Source organism: Phocaeicola plebeius DSM 17135 (genome assembly GCF_000187895.1).
In the GTDB taxonomy this organism is placed as follows: domain Bacteria; phylum Bacteroidota; class Bacteroidia; order Bacteroidales; family Bacteroidaceae; genus Phocaeicola; species Phocaeicola plebeius.
Window position 1 is genome coordinate 105,197 of record NZ_DS990126.1, and the last position, 17,816, is coordinate 123,012.

Below are 17,816 nucleotides of genomic sequence, written 5' to 3' on the forward strand. Positions count from 1 at the left end.
GTTCACATGTGCTTTATAACATAATTTGAAATTTTGGCTGTATTTGAAAGACTTATTAATAAAATTACAATGGCAATGAGAACTGTTCTCTAAAATATATTCATTTAAAAGTCATGTGTTCTACATGGTTCTGTAATATGTTTTTTTGTCCTTTGTTACAGAATTAATCAAGGCTTTATATAATGGAATTAAGTGTTCGGGAACGTCAGAAAGCACTGACAGTTACAATGGCTATGCTATTTATAGCATGTGCTTGTTTATTTTATCTGGGATATAGATTGTGCATGTATTATTAGTAGAGCGAAAAAAGGTGCGTCTGGATAATTCCGGACGCACCTTTTTAGCAATAAAAGCCGATGAATTATTTGCTTTCTTTTTTAAACTTGTAGACAGCAAATGTCATGGCACCTATTTGGGTATTGAGCGTATTTCCTTCAATTGAAATGCTGCTTTCTTTAGGAGTAATAAGATTCGGGTTGTCGAGTGTATTTTCGGCATCCGGATTTTCTGTATGCAGTGTGATGCATTTTCCATCTCCTAAAGTTACCGACTTCTTCAGTCCTTTAAATTCCAGACTGATGGGTTGTGCTTTTTCAGACACGTTCGCTACTTTTACAATGTAGGTCTGTGTATTTTCATCCCATACGGCACTGGCGAAAAGTCCATTCTGACCTTCCTGACCACTTACCGGTTTTTTATCCATAGTCAGAGGAACTACATTTGTTCCTGCATTGTGACCATAGAGCGACTGAACATACCAGCTACAGGTGCGTACAGAACGGAGGTTGTCAAACCAGATTAAGTCTGGACGCCACTGCCAGCCTTCTACGTGAGCCAACAGCGGAGCATAAGTAGCCATGTGCACTACATCTGCGTTTCTTTCTACTCCAGTCAGGAACGCTGCTTCAAGCAAAGAAGCGTGGAAGTGATTCCATTTCTTTCCTTTTCCGTGGCAGGCATATTCTCCTGCAAATACTTTCGGGCCTTTACGGTCGTAATTGTCGTAACGGTTTCCTGATTTCAGGAACCAGTCTTCCGGACGATAGAAGTGTTCGTCTACCAGGTCTACTTTCAGCTTTTTCATTTCCGGCCACAAGTAATCAAAATCTTTTCCTTCAGAGTTCGGACCAGATGAACCGATAATCTTGATTTCAGGATGTGCTTTACGAAGAGCTTCTACGAATAACTTCAAGCGTTCCGGGTATTCAGGTCCCCACTGTTCGTTTCCGATTCCGATGAATTTCATGTTGAAAGGAGCCGGATGTCCCATATCGGCACGGAGTTTTCCCCATTTGGTATCAGTACCTCCATTGGCAAATTCAATCAGGTCGAGTGCATCCTGGATGTAGCTGTCGAGGTCGCATAGCTGAACATGTGCTTTCGGGTCATCGTTCTGATACTGGCAAGCAAGTCCGCAGTTCAGGATTGGCAGTGGTTCTGCTCCCATATCCTCTGAGAGAAGGAATAGTTCATAGAATCCCATTCCATACGTCTGGAAATAGTCAGGGTAGAAACGGTGTGGGAAAGTATAATGCCATCTGTTGCTGTTCAGCGGACGGTTTTCTACTGGTCCTACTGAATTTTTCCAGTTGTAACGGTCGCTTATTTCTGTACCTTCCACGATACATCCTCCAGGGAAGCGGAATATGCCCGGTTTAGTATCGGCTAATGCTTGTACAAGGTCTTTTCTTAATCCGTTTTCACGTCCCTTCCATGTATCGACTGGGAATAAGGATACATGTTCCAAGTCTACAGTTCCTGCTGATTGTAAGAAGATTCTCAGGTGAGCTTTTGCTTCTGTTTTTGTAGGAGTCAGTATCAGCTCGTATTTTTTCCATTCTTTGGAGTTGATGTCTAAAGACTGTGCCGTGATGACCTGAGTCTCATCCATGGAATCGTTGTCAATAAGCTCTACTCGTATTTTCTGGTTTTCTCCTCTTGCCCATACAGTAAAACGATATTTTTCATTGGCTTTAATTCCGATGCCGAAGAATCCTTCATTTTCAATACCTGTACGTTTGTGTGCATGGCTGGGAGCTCCAAGTCGTACGTAATGTGGATTACGTTCAAACGGACCATCGTTTTGCAGAGTTACGTTTCCAAAGATATTCCATCCCATAAAACTTTGTGGGAATTCAAATGAACGGTTTTTGATTAATTCTGCATAGAGTCCCCCGTCTGCTCCATAGTTAATGTCTTCAAAGAAGTGACCGTACATGGTCGGTTGAATCTCTGCTCCAATTTTGTTGGCTTGGATAACCATTTGGTTGACATTCTGTGCTTGCAAGCTGAGTCCCGCTGTTAGTGCAAGTGCAGAAAGAAAGGTTAAGTGTTTGTTCATGGTTTTATTATTAAATTAATGTGATACAAAATTATAAAAAAGCACGAAAGATTCACGGAAAAACAGTAAAATATCTGTCTTTATGAAATCTAGGCATAAAAATAGGAGCAATCCTTTTTCCTGAGGTGGACAAATTTTTCTATTGGGTGGACATTTGTCTTTTGAGCGGATTTTTATCCTCTTTTTCAGAAAAAGACTCGAAAAACGGTTTACCTTTGTGTAAAACAGAATAATTTCTATGAAAAGACAAAGTTTGCTTCTATACTTGTTCCTGATTTTTTGTTTGTGTCGTCCGGCTGGATTACTCTATGCGGTGCAGAACTCTTCTCGTTTTTCGTTGGCTTCTATTACGATAAACGATGGGTTGACTTATAATTTTGTAGACGATATAATCAAATCGGACGACGGCTATCTGTGGGTCGCTACGTATGGAGGTGGGGTGGCTCGGTATGATGGAAATGAATTTGTGGTTTTTAATACGAATACGACAGACCAGAGAAGGCTACTTCGAAGTAATTTTGTAGAGAAATTGGCAGAGGATGCTTTTCATCGTATTTGGGTGGCTGGAGAGTCAGGTATCGAATTACTTTCTACAGAGAACTTACAGTTACTGCCTGTAGAATCTTTGCAATCGGAAGAAATGGCAGGGCTTATGAAGGCGCCGGTTAGTTTCTTGATGACGACTCGGACTGGTAATTTATGGCTCTGTAGTCGTGGACATATTTATAAGGTAATGTTTAACAGTACGGGTACGGTGAAAAAAGTCATTCGTATTTCGGATACGCCAATACATGAGCGTGGCTGTGTTTTGTATGAGATAGATGGTTATGTCTGGTTCTTTCATAAAGGAAAAATGTGCCGGATTAGTGAGAGCGTAACAAGTAGTCAGGAACCACAGCCGGTTTCTGTATCTTTGGATATTTCTCCTTTAGAGGCGGTTTTTAGCATTTTTCATTGTCAGAATAATGTGTGGATTGGTACAAGTAACGGACTGTATTGTTATGATTTGACGACAGACACCAGTCTGCATTATGTGCACGATACCCAGAATCCGTCTTCTTTGTCACAGAATTATGTGACCTCTATTACATCCACACGAGATAATCAGGTGATAGTTGGTACATTGTTAGGCCTGAACGTGTTTAATGCCTCTACGTCTGATTTTACCCGTATTCAGGCTGGTGAAGTTATGGAAATGCATGGGCTGTCATGTAACTTTATCAATACTCTGTATGCAGATGATGAAAATGATATAATCTGGGTAGGGACTGAGATAGGAGGAATTAGTAAAATGTTTCCTTCCCGTTTGTCTGTAATCAATTATTATCATCAGCAAAATCTTCCCGGTAGTTTGTCGCGTAATCCGGTCAATGCGATTGTAGAAGATGAATACCAGACACTTTGGGTGGGAACGGTGGAAGGGGGATTAAACTGTCGCCTGAAAGGAAGTGATACCTTCTTGCATTATACTACCGAAGCACCTGCTTATTTGGCGCATAATACTGTGAGTGTGTTAGTAATAGATGACAAAGATCGTTTGTATGTAGGTACTTGGGGGGGCGGACTTGGCTGGATAAACCGTAAGCCTTCTGCATCTAAACGTTATGTACCTCTTCCGTTGAGTGATCCTTTTGTGTCAAGTTTGGCTTTTGACCCTGTGAGTCATTTACTTTGGATTGGCACCATGAATAATGTGTATGTATATAATCCGGCAGACGGAACCGTTTCAGAACCTTTCCTGAATGAAGGTAAGGAGGTTGTCAATCAGAATGCACTAGGCATGTGTATTACCCGTGAGCGGGAACTTTGGATTTCGTCTCCGTTCGGCCTTTTAAGAATAAATCTGACGGCTTATGACAAAGGACAATTGAAATATCAGAAATATGTATATCAGTTGGATAACCCGGCTTCTAAGCGTCGGGAGCGCATTACTTCTATTTTTCAAGCGAAAGACGGGACAATATGGCTGGGAAGTAATGGAAACGGATTCTATAAAGCCATGAAGAAAGGGAATGATTATCAGTTCCTGGCATTCACGAAAAATGATGGTCTGGTAAGCAATAGTGTGCGTGGAATGCTGGAGGACTGGTATGGAAATATCTGGATATCTACCGACAACGGGTTGTCTTGTTTTAATGTCAAAGAGGAGTCGTTTCGTAATTACAGTCAGATTGACGGCTTGGTTTCTGATCAGTTTTATTGGAATGCCGGTGCTTTGTCTTTTGACAAGGAACGTTTGTTCTTTGGTAGTCAAAAGGGGTTGACCGAAATACATCCGATGATTGAAACTGAGCATCAGCGTAAGTTTCCTTTGGCATTTACACATTGCAAGGTGTTTGGACAGGAAGTTTTTCCTCAGTCAGGAGAAATAGTTATGCACGAGAGTGACAAGTCGTTATCAATAGAGTTCTCAGCCCTTGATTATGCATTGGAGTCTCAGGCACAATATTCATATCGTTTAAAAGGTTTTGACGATGCATGGGTGACAGTACCTTCCAATCGAAACAATGCGACTTATACGAACTTGTATCCCGGTAAATATGTTTTCCAACTTCGTTATGCTCCTGATGGAAAGCATTGGCTTGCACGTACAGAGGAGTTGACCATTGTAGTTCATCCTTATTTTTATAAAACACCTTGGTTTTTGCTTTCTGTTTTGTTTGTTATCCTGTTTGGTGGTTATCGCATTTTGAGGTGGCGTTATCAGGCTTTGAAGCGCCAGCAGAACTTATTGCATCAGATGGTGGAAGAACGTACTTCAGAACTGGAGGAACAAAAGAAATTGTTATCTAACCAGACTCAGGAACTTTCGGAGCAGAATAAATTGTTGAAGGATCAGAATGAAAAAATTACTGCACAAAAGAACCAGATTCTGGAGATGTCGCGTAAGGTAGAGGAACTGACGGTTGATAAACTGGCTTTTTTTACCAATATTACCCATGAATTTCGTACTCCGCTTACTCTGATTGTAGGTCCGATTGAGCGTGCTTTAAAGTTGAGCTATAATCCACAGGTAATTGAACAATTGCATTTGGTGGAACGCAATTCGAAATATCTTCTTTCATTGGTTAATCAGTTGATGGATTTTCGGAAAGTGGAAGAGGGTCGTATCAAGATTGCTACCAACTATGGTAACTTGAAAGAATTTATGTTGGAGATAGTACCTCCTTTTGCTGATTATGCGAAGAATCGTGGTATTAATCTTCAATTGTATCTTCGTCTTCCGGATCCGTTCCTTATGTTTGATGAGGATGTGATGCGTAAGATTATGACCAATCTAATCAGCAATGCTTTGAAATTTACTCCCAAAGGAGGCAATGTGGGCATATATGTCGGAGTGATAGGACAGGCGACAGAAAAGAAATTGTTTATTAGTGTACGTGATACCGGAAAAGGTATTCCGGAAAATGATATAGAACGTATTTTCATGCAGTTCTATCAGTCTGATAACCGGAGTCTTGAGTCTGTCAGTGGGCAGAGTGGCACGGGCATAGGCTTGTATTTATGCCGGAAGCTTATTGATTTACTGGACGGCAAGATTTATGCGAAGAATAATCCGCTGAAAGGGGCTTCATTCCGTATTCTTTTGCCTGCATTATATGGAGATACTCAAATCCATTCGGAGTCTGAAATGGAAAAAGAGGATATTGCGATAGATGTGCCACGTAATGGGAAAATGGTTATACTTGTGGTAGAAGACAATAAGGATATGCGTGATTATATTCGCTCTATACTGGCTGAATATTATAATGTGCTCGAAGCCTCTCAGGGAGAAGAAGCTTTGGCTTTATTGCATGCCAATAATGTCGACTTTATCATCAGTGATTTGATGATGCCTGTCATGGATGGTATGGAATTGTCACGTCGTGTAAAGAATGACTTCTCCATCTCTCATATTCCTTTCTTGATGCTGACGGCTAAAACATCAGATGAGGCCCGTCTGGAAAGCTATAAAATGGGTGCAGATGCCTTCTTGCTGAAACCTTTTGATGAGAATATGCTGCTGGCCCGCATCTCTAATATACTGGAGAACCGGAAGCGTTTCCAGCAAAAGTTCTCTATTGATATGAACACCGACTCGTTAGAGGTAGAAGAGAACTCGGGTGACAAGAAGTTCTTGAACAAAGCGATGTCGGTAGTAAAAGAGAATTATAAGAATCCGGATTTTGAAGTAAGTGATTTTATTGAAGCGGTAGGAATCAGTAAAAGTTTGCTGAATAAAAAAATGCAGAGCCTGACCGGGCAGTCTGCCGGTCAGTTTATTCGCAACTATCGTTTGAATCTGGCTCGTGAACTTTTGCTGAAAAATAAGGTGAACCGTACGATGAATATCTCTGAAATAGCCTATGAAGTGGGATTTAATGATCCTAAATATTTTACCCGTTGTTTTACAAAGCATTTTAATGTGACTCCGAGCAGTTTGCTGGAAGATTAACCATAAGGAAAATCTCCTTTTTTATTCTTTTTGGTGAAGAACTGAAAACGCAGTGCTTTAAAAGGAGAAAGTGTAGTATATTCTTTATGGTTTTAGTGGCAGAACCCTATGTTTTCTACGTTGGAACTCTATGTTTCTCGTGTGGAAAACATAGGGTTCTGCCATTAGAAACCTGGATTTTGGAGAATAATTTCTGAATAATCATGGTGGAGTCGTGATTTCTTATCTAAGCCTTTGTTGTGTAGGTCAGAAAATATCTCAAAGAGTCCTGTGGGAGCTTTTGTCCTTTAATGTGGAAATATTCGTATTTTTCATTTATCCACCTATAAAATTCGTTTGTCCACCTTTGTTTTTGCATATGTCTTTACATTTGAAGCGTTGAAAGAAACATTTTTGTTAGATAAATATTTCCGTACTATGAGACATGAAAAGAAAAAACAGCTACGATACTGCTATATTTTATATGCGAACTGAAGTCTGAGTTCCTGAATCTATGACAATTTATTACTTTATTAATAATTTAAATTTAATACAATCGATATGAATAAACAGTTGATTTTTTCTGCAATGCTTGGCTTGTGTGCCTTTGGCAGTACAGCGATGTATTCTGTACCTGCCATGGCTGCCGTAGCACAATCACCGGCTATCAAGGTCAGTGGGCAGGTAGTTGATGAACAAGGAGAACCTTTACTGGGAGCTACTATCAGGGTGAAGAACAGTTCAATCGGAACAACCACCGATTTGGATGGAAATTTCCAGCTGGAAGTGCCTGGTAATGCTGTTCTGTTAATTAGTTATGTAGGCTATAAGGAACGTGAAGTTGCAGTGCGTAGTCGGTCTGTTCTTGGAGCAGTCCAGTTGCAGAGCGATGATTTCATGCTTGACCAGGTGGTAGTTGTCGGTTATGGAACACAGAAAAAGTCGGATTTGACAGGTTCTGTAGCTGTAGTCGATACTGAAGCCTTGAAACAGGTTTCTCATTCTAATATTTCTTCTATGCTCGAAGGAAAGGTGGCTGGTGTACAAGTTACCTCTGACGGTCAGCCAGGAGCAGACCCGACAGTACGAATTCGAGGTGTCGGTTCTTTTGGTGATACTTCTCCTCTTTATGTCATTGATGGTGTGCCTATGGGTACTTCTATCCGCGATTTCTCTTCCAATGACATTGAAACTATTCAGGTGTTAAAAGATGCTTCTGCAGCTGCCATTTATGGTTCTCGTGCAGCCAATGGTGTGGTTATTATCACAACCAAACGTGGTCAGAAAGACCAGCCGTTAAAAGTAGATTATAATGGATATTTTGGTGTTGATAATATCTCAAAAGGTGTGTATGACGTGATGAATGCTGATCAATATAGTCAACATATTGGTTTGTCGTGTTTGAATTCCAATACACCGTTGCCTGGAGGATATAGCCTTGATAGTGCGACAGGAAAATATCATTTTCAGGATGATACTGATACAGACTGGTTTGATGAGGTCTTCAAGACAGGTATTCGCCAGAATCATAATGTAAATCTTTCAGGAGGTGGAGCTCACAATACTTATAATATAGGATTGGACTATTTTAATCAGAGAGGAACACTTGAAGGAGCCGGACCTAACTACGAGAGATTTACCGCGCGTGTCAATAATACGATGGATACGAAATTCGTGAAGTTCCAGACAAGTGTCGTTTACTCTCATTCAGACCAGGATAATATGAGTTTGTCCAATGCTTCAGAGTACGTTCAAGGATTGTATGGCGATGTAACCAACGTATTGCGTGGTACCCTACTTATGCAGCCCACTATCAAGGCATACGATTCTTCTACATGGGTACTCGATGACAAAGTCGGTGCAGCCAGTGATTACAATTACGACGGCTATGGCTACGGTGTGTATTATGATGACATACACGGAGATATTTCGGCATCTAACCCTTTGCTGATTAATAATTTGTTGCAGCGTAACACTCGCGTAGACCGTTTTGTCGGTACAGGATCGGCCGATGTGGACCTTCTTAAGATGTTTGGTGTGGATAGTAAAAACCATAAGTTGAACTATAAGATCAACTTGTCTTATAGTAAGACTCATTGCAAGGATTTTACCTGGATTCCTTCTTGGATACAAAGTAACCGTGTGTATTTGGCGAAGAGCAATGAACGTCTGGAAAAGGCTTCCCGTGACTATTCAGATGCTCTTATTGAAAACGTTCTTACTTATGACGGAACAATAGGTAAACATCACATCAATATTGTGGCAGGTCAGACTTATGAGGAAGAAAATACAGATTTGCTTACAGGATGGGGATTAAACTATACTGAACCTTACTTCCTGCAACTTCAGAATGGTTCTGATACCTACTCTAGCAGTTATGAGTATAAACATGCTATCTTGTCTTACATTGGTCGTGTAAACTACAACTATGATGACAGATATCTGTTTTCTGCTACCGTACGTAGAGATGCCAGCTCCCGTTTGTCAAGTGGTATTCGTTGGGGAACATTCCCTTCTGTATCTGTTGGCTGGCGTTTTGATAAGGAAAGTTTCTTCCCTTTCAATCCGGATGTGGTAAACATGTTCAAAGTGCGTGGTAGCTACGGTGAACTCGGTAATGAAAATATCGGTGAATATATGTATCAGGCTACTATGTCGCGCAATAACATGACGTATAGTTTCAATAATTCTCCTGTAACAGGTTCCGCTATTTCTACTTTCGTAGATAATAATTTGTCATGGGAAAAGAAGAAAACCTATAACGTGGGTGTAGATTTGGCATTCTTCAACAATCGTTTGGAGTTTACGGCTGAATGGTATAAAAACAGCAGTACCGACTTGTTGTATGACGTTCCTGTTCCGGAACAAGCCGGAGTTTCCAATACCACTGTTACAATGAATGCTGCCTCTATGGAAAATTCAGGTTTTGAGTTCTCTGCTACTTATCGTAACCGTGAACATCCTTTCAAATATGAAATATCTGCCAACCTCAGTACGTTAAAGAACCGTGTAACCTCATTAGGATTTGGTACTGATTATTATCTTACGGGCGATTACATTACTTACGTTGGACAGGAAATAGGCCAGTTCTATGGTTATGTTTATGAAGGAATTGCACGCACGCAGGAGGACCTTGACAATCATGCTACTCAGGAAGGAGCAAATGTAGGCGACTGTTTATATAAGGATATAAATAATGACGGAAAGGTAGATACAGATGATAGAGTGGTGTTAGGAAGCGGATTGCCTAAAATGAACTTCGGTCTTAATGCACGTTTTGAGTATAAAGGATTTGATTTGAGCATTGCTACTTACGGTGCGTTGAACTATCATGTGAGCGATGATATCTATAACTCGCTTAATTCTTGTTACGGGTGGAGCAACAAAGATGTAGCTATGCTGGATGCGAATCGCTTTAGTGAAGATGGAACTACATATTTATCAGATGTACCACGTACATATATAACAAACAGCGCAAGTTTGGCATGGAATGATTTGTTTAGTTCTCGTAAGATTCAGAATGCTGCTTATTGGAAAATTGCCAATGTAGAACTGGGTTATAATTTCCCTGATAAGTGGTTTGGCAAGTATATATCAAATGTACGTTTATATGTATCAGCACAAAACCTGTACACATTTACCGGATACCATGGTTATAATGTGGATTATGCAGGTGGTACATTTACACCGGGTTATAACTTCTGTTCTTATCCGACAGCACGTACGTTCATGTGTGGTGTTCATTTTACATTCTAATTGCTATCTAATAATATAATTAAAAAATATCGTATGAAACTAAATATATATTCGCTTGCTCTCATTTTGGGATTCAGTACTTTTACCTCATGTGCTGATAGATTGGAGCTGATAAATCCTAACCAGCAGACTTCAAGTACTTTTGGTTTCGATGCCGATGATTTAGAGGAGTGTGTTATTGCTGCATATAATCACATTCGTATGGAAGGATCGTATGCGCGTGTAGGGTATACTATTGACGTATGCCGTGGAGATGAGGCTTGGAACTCATCACAGGTATGGTATTTACCGTTTGATGATCTCAATGTGGAAGTTACATCTGATATTGCATTTTGGCCGTGGCGTGAATGGTACTATACCATAAATGTTTGTAACTTTATCATGTCTCGTTGCGGAGAAGATAACGACCAGTTATCTGAAAGCATGAAATATATAAAAGGACAGGCTCTTTTCTTGCGTGGATTGTCATACTATAATTTAGCCGGATATTACCAGAATCCGCCTTTGATTACAGATTATGAGACCTATTCTTCATTGGATGGACTTTATGGAGCAAACAGCACTTATGATGAAGTTCTTGACCAGGTAGAAAAAGATTTTTCAGAAGCGATGGAATTACTGCCTTCTCGTGATGAAGGTGGTGAATGGGCAGGAGGACGTGCCACTTGTGGTGCAGCTGCGGGGTATTATGCGCGTACTCTTATGGTACGTCATAAATTCTCCGAAGCCCTTACTGTGCTTAAAGATATTATTGCCAAGAAGTATGGTACTTACCGATTGATGGATAACTATGGCGACAACTTCCGTGAAGGTTCTGCTTATGAGAACAATGATGAAAGTCTGTTTGAGATACAATTCCTTGATTATGGTTCACAGGGAACAGATGATGAGTGGACACCGGTAAATACAAGCCCTAACGCTACTCAGGGTTCTGCAATAGAAAGTAACTTTGCTCCGGGCAATTATGGTGGATGGGCTGATATCTCAGCTTCACCGTGGTTATATCATCTTTTCAAAGAGGAACGTACTACAGACAATAAGCTTGATCCTCGTCTTTATTGGACTATCGGTACTTATGAAACTGATTGGGAAGATTTTGAGTATGGAAATGTGGCTTATACTAACAAACTTTCGGCTACAGACAATATTGTGACCAATAATACTTATGGCGGTCTGCCTATTGCTAAGTTTACGAATCTTCGTACCGGTCTTTATGGTACTGTGGTTACAGGCTTGCACGATGGTATCAATTTGCGTTTGATGCGTTATTCGGATGTATTGCTACGTGCAGCAGAGTGTGAGAACGAAGTAAACGGTCCGACTCAGCAGGCTATAGACTGGATTAATGAAGTACGTAATCGTGTTGACCTTCCGGATTTGGAACTTGCTGATTTTAACACGGCAGATAAACTGTTTGAACAGATAGCAAATGTGGAAAGGCCAAAAGAATTCGGATGTGAGTTCGGACGTGGTTTTGATCTTATACGTTGGGGATTTTTCTATGACAGCGACCGTTTACAGCAATTGAAGGAACATGGAACTTTCCGTCGTTCTACTGAAGCAGTGAAAGATCCTGTAAGTTATAGCGACATAGCAACAGATTCAGAACTGAAGTGTTCTTATGATACATATATTCAGGGACATGAGTTCTTGCCTATTGTTCAGACATTGACAAACAAAAACCCAAATCTGGAAGGAAACTCTGCTAACTATAGTACGGACAATTCGACTTATTTCCGTGAAAATGGATGGACAGTGCGTCCGGTTGTAGATTTAAGCAAGTAGAGATATTCTAAAGTGATCTTTTAGTATGGCAGGAGATTACAATTATTTAATTACTTATTAATGTTTAATACGATGAAACATTCAAACAAAATAATATCAACCTGTTTCTCTGTAGCCTTAGGCATGTTTGCTTTGACAGGTTGTGAGGGTGGTGAGCTTTTTGATGTTAATGCTCCAGACTGGATTTCCGATAAAATACAGGAAATAGAGGACTCGAAGAATGATAATCAGGATGAGATAGTTCTTGAGGGAATGATGGAAGATGTGTACACGATTGGAAATACTGATTATACAAGTGGATGGTGGGCAGCTTTCTCCAAGTATTATGTAATACCTGATGGTCAGAAATGGAACGCGGTATTTAATCTTAACATTAATCCGAGTGCATCAAATACTTATAAGAATTTTGCTTTGATAATCTGCTCGGATGCCGATCGTGACGGGGAAGGATATAAGGAGTATGGTGCAATACGCTTTGATAATCAGCCGTCGGGTAATTCCGAGTGGGGCGATTATATTGATCGTTCTTATATCCAGAGTACACTTACTTTCGAAACTGATACTGATGACGGTATTGAGAAACTTGGAGGAAAGGTAACGCTTGTAGTCGATAGAACTAACTCGGAGTCGTTCAGTGTAACTATGACTAATGGAACGGTTACTAAAACTTATCAGCAACCGACTGCGCTTGTTAATCTGAATGCGGATGCAAGTAACACCAATATCCGTTGTTTCCTTGTGCCGGAAGGTTCTTACATTGATTTCCAGCAGACAAACATTGAACCGATAGGTGGTTGTACCTCGGCAGAGGACAAAAATCCGGTCTCAATGGTATTGCAGAATGTGCCAAGTCAGGTAAATGTGGGTACTAGCCTTGAAGAAGCTATGGCTGATGTTACGGCTTTGGTTACGTTTGAAGAGGGAGTTACAAAAATTGTAACGGCATCTGAACTTAGTTTCTCTGCAATTCCTGACATGGATACTACGGGAGAAAAGACACTTGTGGCAGTTTACAACAAGACATTTAAAGGTGAAAACTGTGATACTCCTATTATGGCCAATGCGACTTTTGAGATGGTTGAACAAATCAAGTCTATTGAGGTGACGACTCAACCTTCGCATACGGACTATTATTATTATACCTCAGAGGCTACCCGGTCTTTAACCGACCGTACATTGGCATTCGATCCTACCGGTATGGTGGTGACGGCGACCACGACTTCTGGAAATACCAGAATTCTCCAAAACTCGGAACTTACCTTCTCGGCTGTTCCAGCCAAAACAGGTTCACAAATCGTGACCCTTACCGCGGGGGAAGGAATTACTGCTACAGTGAATGTGACGGTAAGAGAATCGCAGGTTTCGGAAGTGAAGAACAGCACGGGAATGGTGGGAGCCGAAGATAACTCTACCGCTTTCTGGGGAGCCTTTTCCGATGAGTTTAATGTACCAGCAGGGGCAACGAAATCGATTACCTTTACAAACTATAGTTGTTTGGTATCGAACTGGAATAATTATGTCATCGTACTCCGTAAAAAGGATCTCACTGAGTATGCAGTGGTTCGGGCGGATAATTATGGATGGGATGGCAATGCGGCAGATGGCGCAGGCTATGAAGCTTGTATCCATAACGGTACGCAAGGCGATTGGGCCACTTGGTTGGCTGGAATGAATGGAGCTAAGGTAACAGTATATGTGACTAACTGCGGCAATGGTACTGCTGATGTGCAGGCCGTGATGCAGGGAACAACTGGTACCACTTCCACACAGTATTATTTGGGTATCAGTACTGTGGATCCTGCCGACTTAAACTTTGCGTTGACGGTGGATAGTTCTCATCTCGTTTTCGGTGAATAAAATTATTTTTTAATCTTACATGCCGTTGCGTTTGGGAAGCAACGGCATGTCTTAAACAAACCGGTTAAATGAAAAAAATATCATTCTTTTTTATATTCCTATGGGCAGTCTTTGCCTTCACAGCTTGTACCGATGGCTTGGATAACATTGAGTACAATAGAAATAGTGATGTAACTGTGGCTACTCCTGAAGTAACTGCATCAACAGGCACTTCGTTGACGCTTGTGTCATCGGTTACAGGAAATGTGAACAGTGTTGTTAAAAGAGGTTTTTGCTATAGTGCCAATGCGCAGAATCCGACCATTAAAGATAATGTAGTGGAAGCAGATGAAAACTTTAGTGCTACAATCTCTGGCTTGATGGGAAATACGGCTTATTATGTGCGTGCTTATGTGTATGGCAATAGCCGTTATACATATTCTGATCCATTTACTGCGACTACGGAATCTCAAAGTCTGGAGGAACAGCTGGCAAACTATGTGGCTCCGGCTTATGTAGATAATTATGTGGATATTTCAGACTGGTCGAATCGTGGACAATGGAATCTGAGTAATGTGCATGATCCTACAGTCGTATTGGCAGAAGATGGCTATTATTATATGTATCAGACGGATGCATCATACGGAAATGCTCATACAGCAGGAGGACATTTTCACGGACGTCGTTCAAAAAATCTGGTAGATTGGGAGTATTTGGGAGGTACTATGCAAAATTTGCCGGAATGGGTTATTCCAAAACTGAACGAAATACGGCAGGAAATGGGGCTGGAAGCTGCCAATCCGAATGTGGATGATTTTGGTTATTGGGCTCCTTGTGTACGTAAAGTCAGAAATGGATTGTACCGGATGTATTATTCTATAGTTTGTCCGGGTACCTTGGCTGGAGATGGAACATGGAGTGAACGTGCATTTATTGGAATGATGGAGAATGATAATCCAGCGAACAATGATGGATGGGTAGATAAGGGTTACGTTATTACTAATGCTTCCGATAAGGGTTTGAATTTTTATGTGCCCGCCGATAACTGGGGAAATTGTTATTATAAGTGGAATGCTATTGACCCCAGCTATATTATTACAGAAGAAGGAAGACATTATCTGGTTTATGGTTCTTGGCATAGTGGTATTGCTTTGGTTGAGTTAGATGGAGAAACTGGTAAGGTGAAAGCTGAATTACCCAATCCATGGGGAACAGATGCAGATATTACTGCTTACGGACAATTAATTGCTACCCGTGAGATGGGTAATCGCTGGCAGGCGTCAGAAGGACCAGAAGTGATTTATCATGATGGGTATTATTACCTGTTTTTAGCTTACGATGCACTAGACGTGCCTTACAATACCCGTGTGGCACGTGCTACTAATATTGCTGGTCCTTATTTGGGAATGGATGGAACGGATGTGACCACAGCAGGAGGTGATCTTCTTCCGGTAGTAACTCATCCTTATAAATTTAATGGTAGTGATGGATGGGTTGGAATTTCACATTGTTGCGTCTTTGATGATGGCAATGGCAACTGGTTCTTTGCTTCGCAAGGCCGTTTCCCTGCTAACGTAGGAGGTAATGCATACAGTAATGCTTTGATGATGGGTCATGTACGTTCTATCCGTTGGACAGAAGATGGTTGGCCTCTCGTAATGCCTGAACGTTATGGTGCGGTTCCACAAGTCGCTATTACTGAGGATGAGCTGATTGGAAACTGGGAGCATATAGATCTTTCTTATTCTTATGGAAACCAGAAAACGTCTACTCAAATGACATTAGCGGCTGACCATACTGTAACAGAAGGTCCTTGGAAGGGAGTGACATGGTCGTATGATGCTGCAAAATGTACGCTGATGTTCAGTAACGGCATTGAATTGTACTTGCAACGTGAAACAGACTGGGAGGCTTCTCCAAGAACCCATACCATCGTTTATGCTGGTTATGGCGATAATTATAAGACTTATTGGGGAAAGAAAAGTAAGTAACTCGTTTATTGGTGAGTTCACATTGTAAATAATAAAATGAGTAATTTTGTTTACAGAATTACTCATTTTTTATAAGTAGTGATTTGATTTATATAAGCCATGAAACACATCTTTTTTTCATTTTTCCTATTGATTGCAGCAGGTGCGGTTTATGCTTCTTCTCTAGAGGAGAAGCCGGCAGTTATTCCTGTCAGCAAGGTCATGACTCATGACCCGGTACTGATCAAACAGGGTGATACTTATTATTTGTTTGCAACTGGGCATGGGATTTCTGTGATGTCTTCAAAAGACTTGCAAAACTGGAAGTTCGAAAAACCGGTATTCGATAAAGCACCTCAATGGGCTGTGGAAACCGTAAAAGGCTATAACGGACATACGTGGGCACCGGATATTATTTTCCACAACGGAGTTTATCATTTGTTTTATTCATGTTCGGCATTTGGAAAGAATACTTCTGCTATTGGCCATGCTACGAATCCCACGCTCGATCCTTCCAGCCCTGATTTCAAGTGGACAGACCATGGAAAAGTAATTCAGTCGGTTCCTAATCGGGATATGTGGAATGCTATTGACCCTAATATCATCATTGATGAAAACGGTACACCCTGGATGGATTTCGGTTCATTCTGGGATGGTATCAAGATGGTAAAGCTGACTCCCGATATGAATGGAGTGGCTCAGCCGGAAGAGTGGTATTCACTTTCTCGTCGTCCACGAACCTTTAATCTGGATGAAAAGAACGCGGGTGACGGAGCGGTTGAGGCTCCTTTTATCATGAAGCATGGTGATTATTATTATCTGTTCGTTTCGTTTGATTATTGTTGCAAGGGATTGAAAAGCAACTATAAAGTTATGGTGGGACGTTCGAAGACTGTAACGGGGCCTTATTTAGACAAAGACGGAAAGGCTATGGATAAGGGAGGCGGCTCATTAGTGATTCAGGGAAATAAGGACTATGCCGGAATAGGTCATAATGCAGCCTATCATTTGGATGGGAAGGATTATTTTATTTCCCATGCCTATTCGGTGGCAGAAGAAGGAGCCCCTAAATTGATAATTCGTGAAATGACTTGGACACCTGATGGGTGGCCGATTGTAAACTTCTAAAAGTGATGCTTGCAGGGATGCCGCAGGGAGTATGTATACTTCTGAGCGGCATCTTTTTTGTATGGATATTGCATGATTTTTGGTCGTGTTTTAGTGAAAATTTTATTGTTGATTTCACACTTAATTCCTATTTTTGTCCTGATTAGTAATTATCTGGAAAACACCTATGAAAAAACAAGTACTTTTTGGCACATTGGCATTATTGGCCTCTCAGGCATTTGCCCAGCAGGCAGCAGTTACCGGCCCTGATTCTCGTTTGAAACTCGATTTTCAGTTGCAGGACGGCAAGCCTGTCTATTCGGTGACATACGACGGAAAAAACGTTTTGGAGAATTCTCCTCTCGGCTTTGTATCCAATATTGGTGACTTCAGCCGTCAGATGAGTTTTGTCGGCCAGCAGGCGGACAAGGTGGAAAAGACGTACACGCAGGACCGTATCAAGTGTTCTACGGTGAATTATTCTGCCAACAAGCTGACTGTAACCCTTGAAAATGCGGAGAAGAAGAAATTGGACATCGTGTTCCAGTTGAGTAATAACGACATTGCCTTCCGCTACGAGATGCCTCAGTATGGCGAAACTGCCTGC

General features: G+C 41.1%; 8 protein-coding genes. 7 read left to right on the top strand and 1 reads right to left on the bottom strand.

The features are described 5' to 3' along the window. Nucleotides 1-361: 361 nt before the first annotated feature. Nucleotides 362-2,341 (bottom strand): alpha-L-arabinofuranosidase C-terminal domain-containing protein, encoded by a 1,980-nt coding sequence (locus BACPLE_RS07005; RefSeq protein WP_007560254.1) that lies wholly within the window; start codon nt 2,339-2,341, stop codon nt 362-364. 238 nt (nt 2,342-2,579) lie between these two features. On the opposite strand from BACPLE_RS07005, the gene BACPLE_RS07010 reads away from it, so the two are divergent. From BACPLE_RS07010 to BACPLE_RS07040, 7 genes are all read left to right on the top strand, one after another. Beyond that, nucleotides 2,580-6,776, top strand: a complete 4,197-nt coding sequence (locus BACPLE_RS07010) for a hybrid sensor histidine kinase/response regulator transcription factor (protein WP_007560256.1) — start codon at nt 2,580-2,582, stop codon at nt 6,774-6,776. A gap of 540 nt (nt 6,777-7,316) precedes the next feature. Then, nucleotides 7,317-10,511 (top strand): SusC/RagA family TonB-linked outer membrane protein, encoded by a 3,195-nt coding sequence (locus BACPLE_RS07015; protein WP_007560258.1) that lies wholly within the window; start codon nt 7,317-7,319, stop codon nt 10,509-10,511. A 33-nt stretch (nt 10,512-10,544) separates the two neighbouring features. Further along, the gene (locus BACPLE_RS07020) at nt 10,545-12,296 is read left to right on the top strand and encodes a RagB/SusD family nutrient uptake outer membrane protein (RefSeq protein ID WP_007560260.1); all 1,752 of its coding nucleotides are present in this window, start codon (nt 10,545-10,547) and stop codon (nt 12,294-12,296) included. Nucleotides 12,297-12,368: 72 nt separating this feature from the next. Next, nucleotides 12,369-14,153 carry a bacterial Ig-like domain-containing protein gene (locus BACPLE_RS07025; protein ID WP_040312585.1) on the top strand — a complete coding sequence of 595 codons (1,785 nt, stop codon included), beginning with the start codon at nt 12,369-12,371 and terminating at the stop codon, nt 14,151-14,153. A 68-nt stretch (nt 14,154-14,221) separates the two neighbouring features. Next, nucleotides 14,222-16,123: an arabinan endo-1,5-alpha-L-arabinosidase gene (locus BACPLE_RS07030; protein ID WP_007560263.1), complete on the top strand. Its 1,902-nt coding sequence runs from the start codon at nt 14,222-14,224 to the stop codon at nt 16,121-16,123. A 99-nt stretch (nt 16,124-16,222) separates the two neighbouring features. Beyond that, nucleotides 16,223-17,230, top strand: coding sequence for an arabinan endo-1,5-alpha-L-arabinosidase (locus BACPLE_RS07035; RefSeq protein ID WP_007560265.1), 1,008 nt, complete (start codon nt 16,223-16,225; stop codon nt 17,228-17,230). A 166-nt stretch (nt 17,231-17,396) separates the two neighbouring features. Continuing rightward, nucleotides 17,397-17,816, top strand: a 420-nt coding sequence (locus tag BACPLE_RS07040; RefSeq protein WP_007560267.1) for a glycoside hydrolase family 97 N-terminal domain-containing protein, incomplete at its 3' end; no start/stop codon positions are given.

Coding starts and splice junctions, on each gene's coding strand:
- BACPLE_RS07010 (WP_007560256.1), top strand. CDS start 2,580: ATGAAAAGACAAAGTTTGCTTCTATACTTGTTCCTGATTTTTTGTTTG.
- BACPLE_RS07015 (WP_007560258.1), top strand. CDS start 7,317: ATGAATAAACAGTTGATTTTTTCTGCAATGCTTGGCTTGTGTGCCTTT.
- BACPLE_RS07005 (WP_007560254.1), bottom strand. CDS start 2,341: ATGAACAAACACTTAACCTTTCTTTCTGCACTTGCACTAACAGCGGGA.
- BACPLE_RS07030 (WP_007560263.1), top strand. CDS start 14,222: ATGAAAAAAATATCATTCTTTTTTATATTCCTATGGGCAGTCTTTGCC.
- BACPLE_RS07025 (WP_040312585.1), top strand. CDS start 12,369: ATGAAACATTCAAACAAAATAATATCAACCTGTTTCTCTGTAGCCTTA.
- BACPLE_RS07020 (WP_007560260.1), top strand. CDS start 10,545: ATGAAACTAAATATATATTCGCTTGCTCTCATTTTGGGATTCAGTACT.
- BACPLE_RS07035 (WP_007560265.1), top strand. CDS start 16,223: ATGAAACACATCTTTTTTTCATTTTTCCTATTGATTGCAGCAGGTGCG.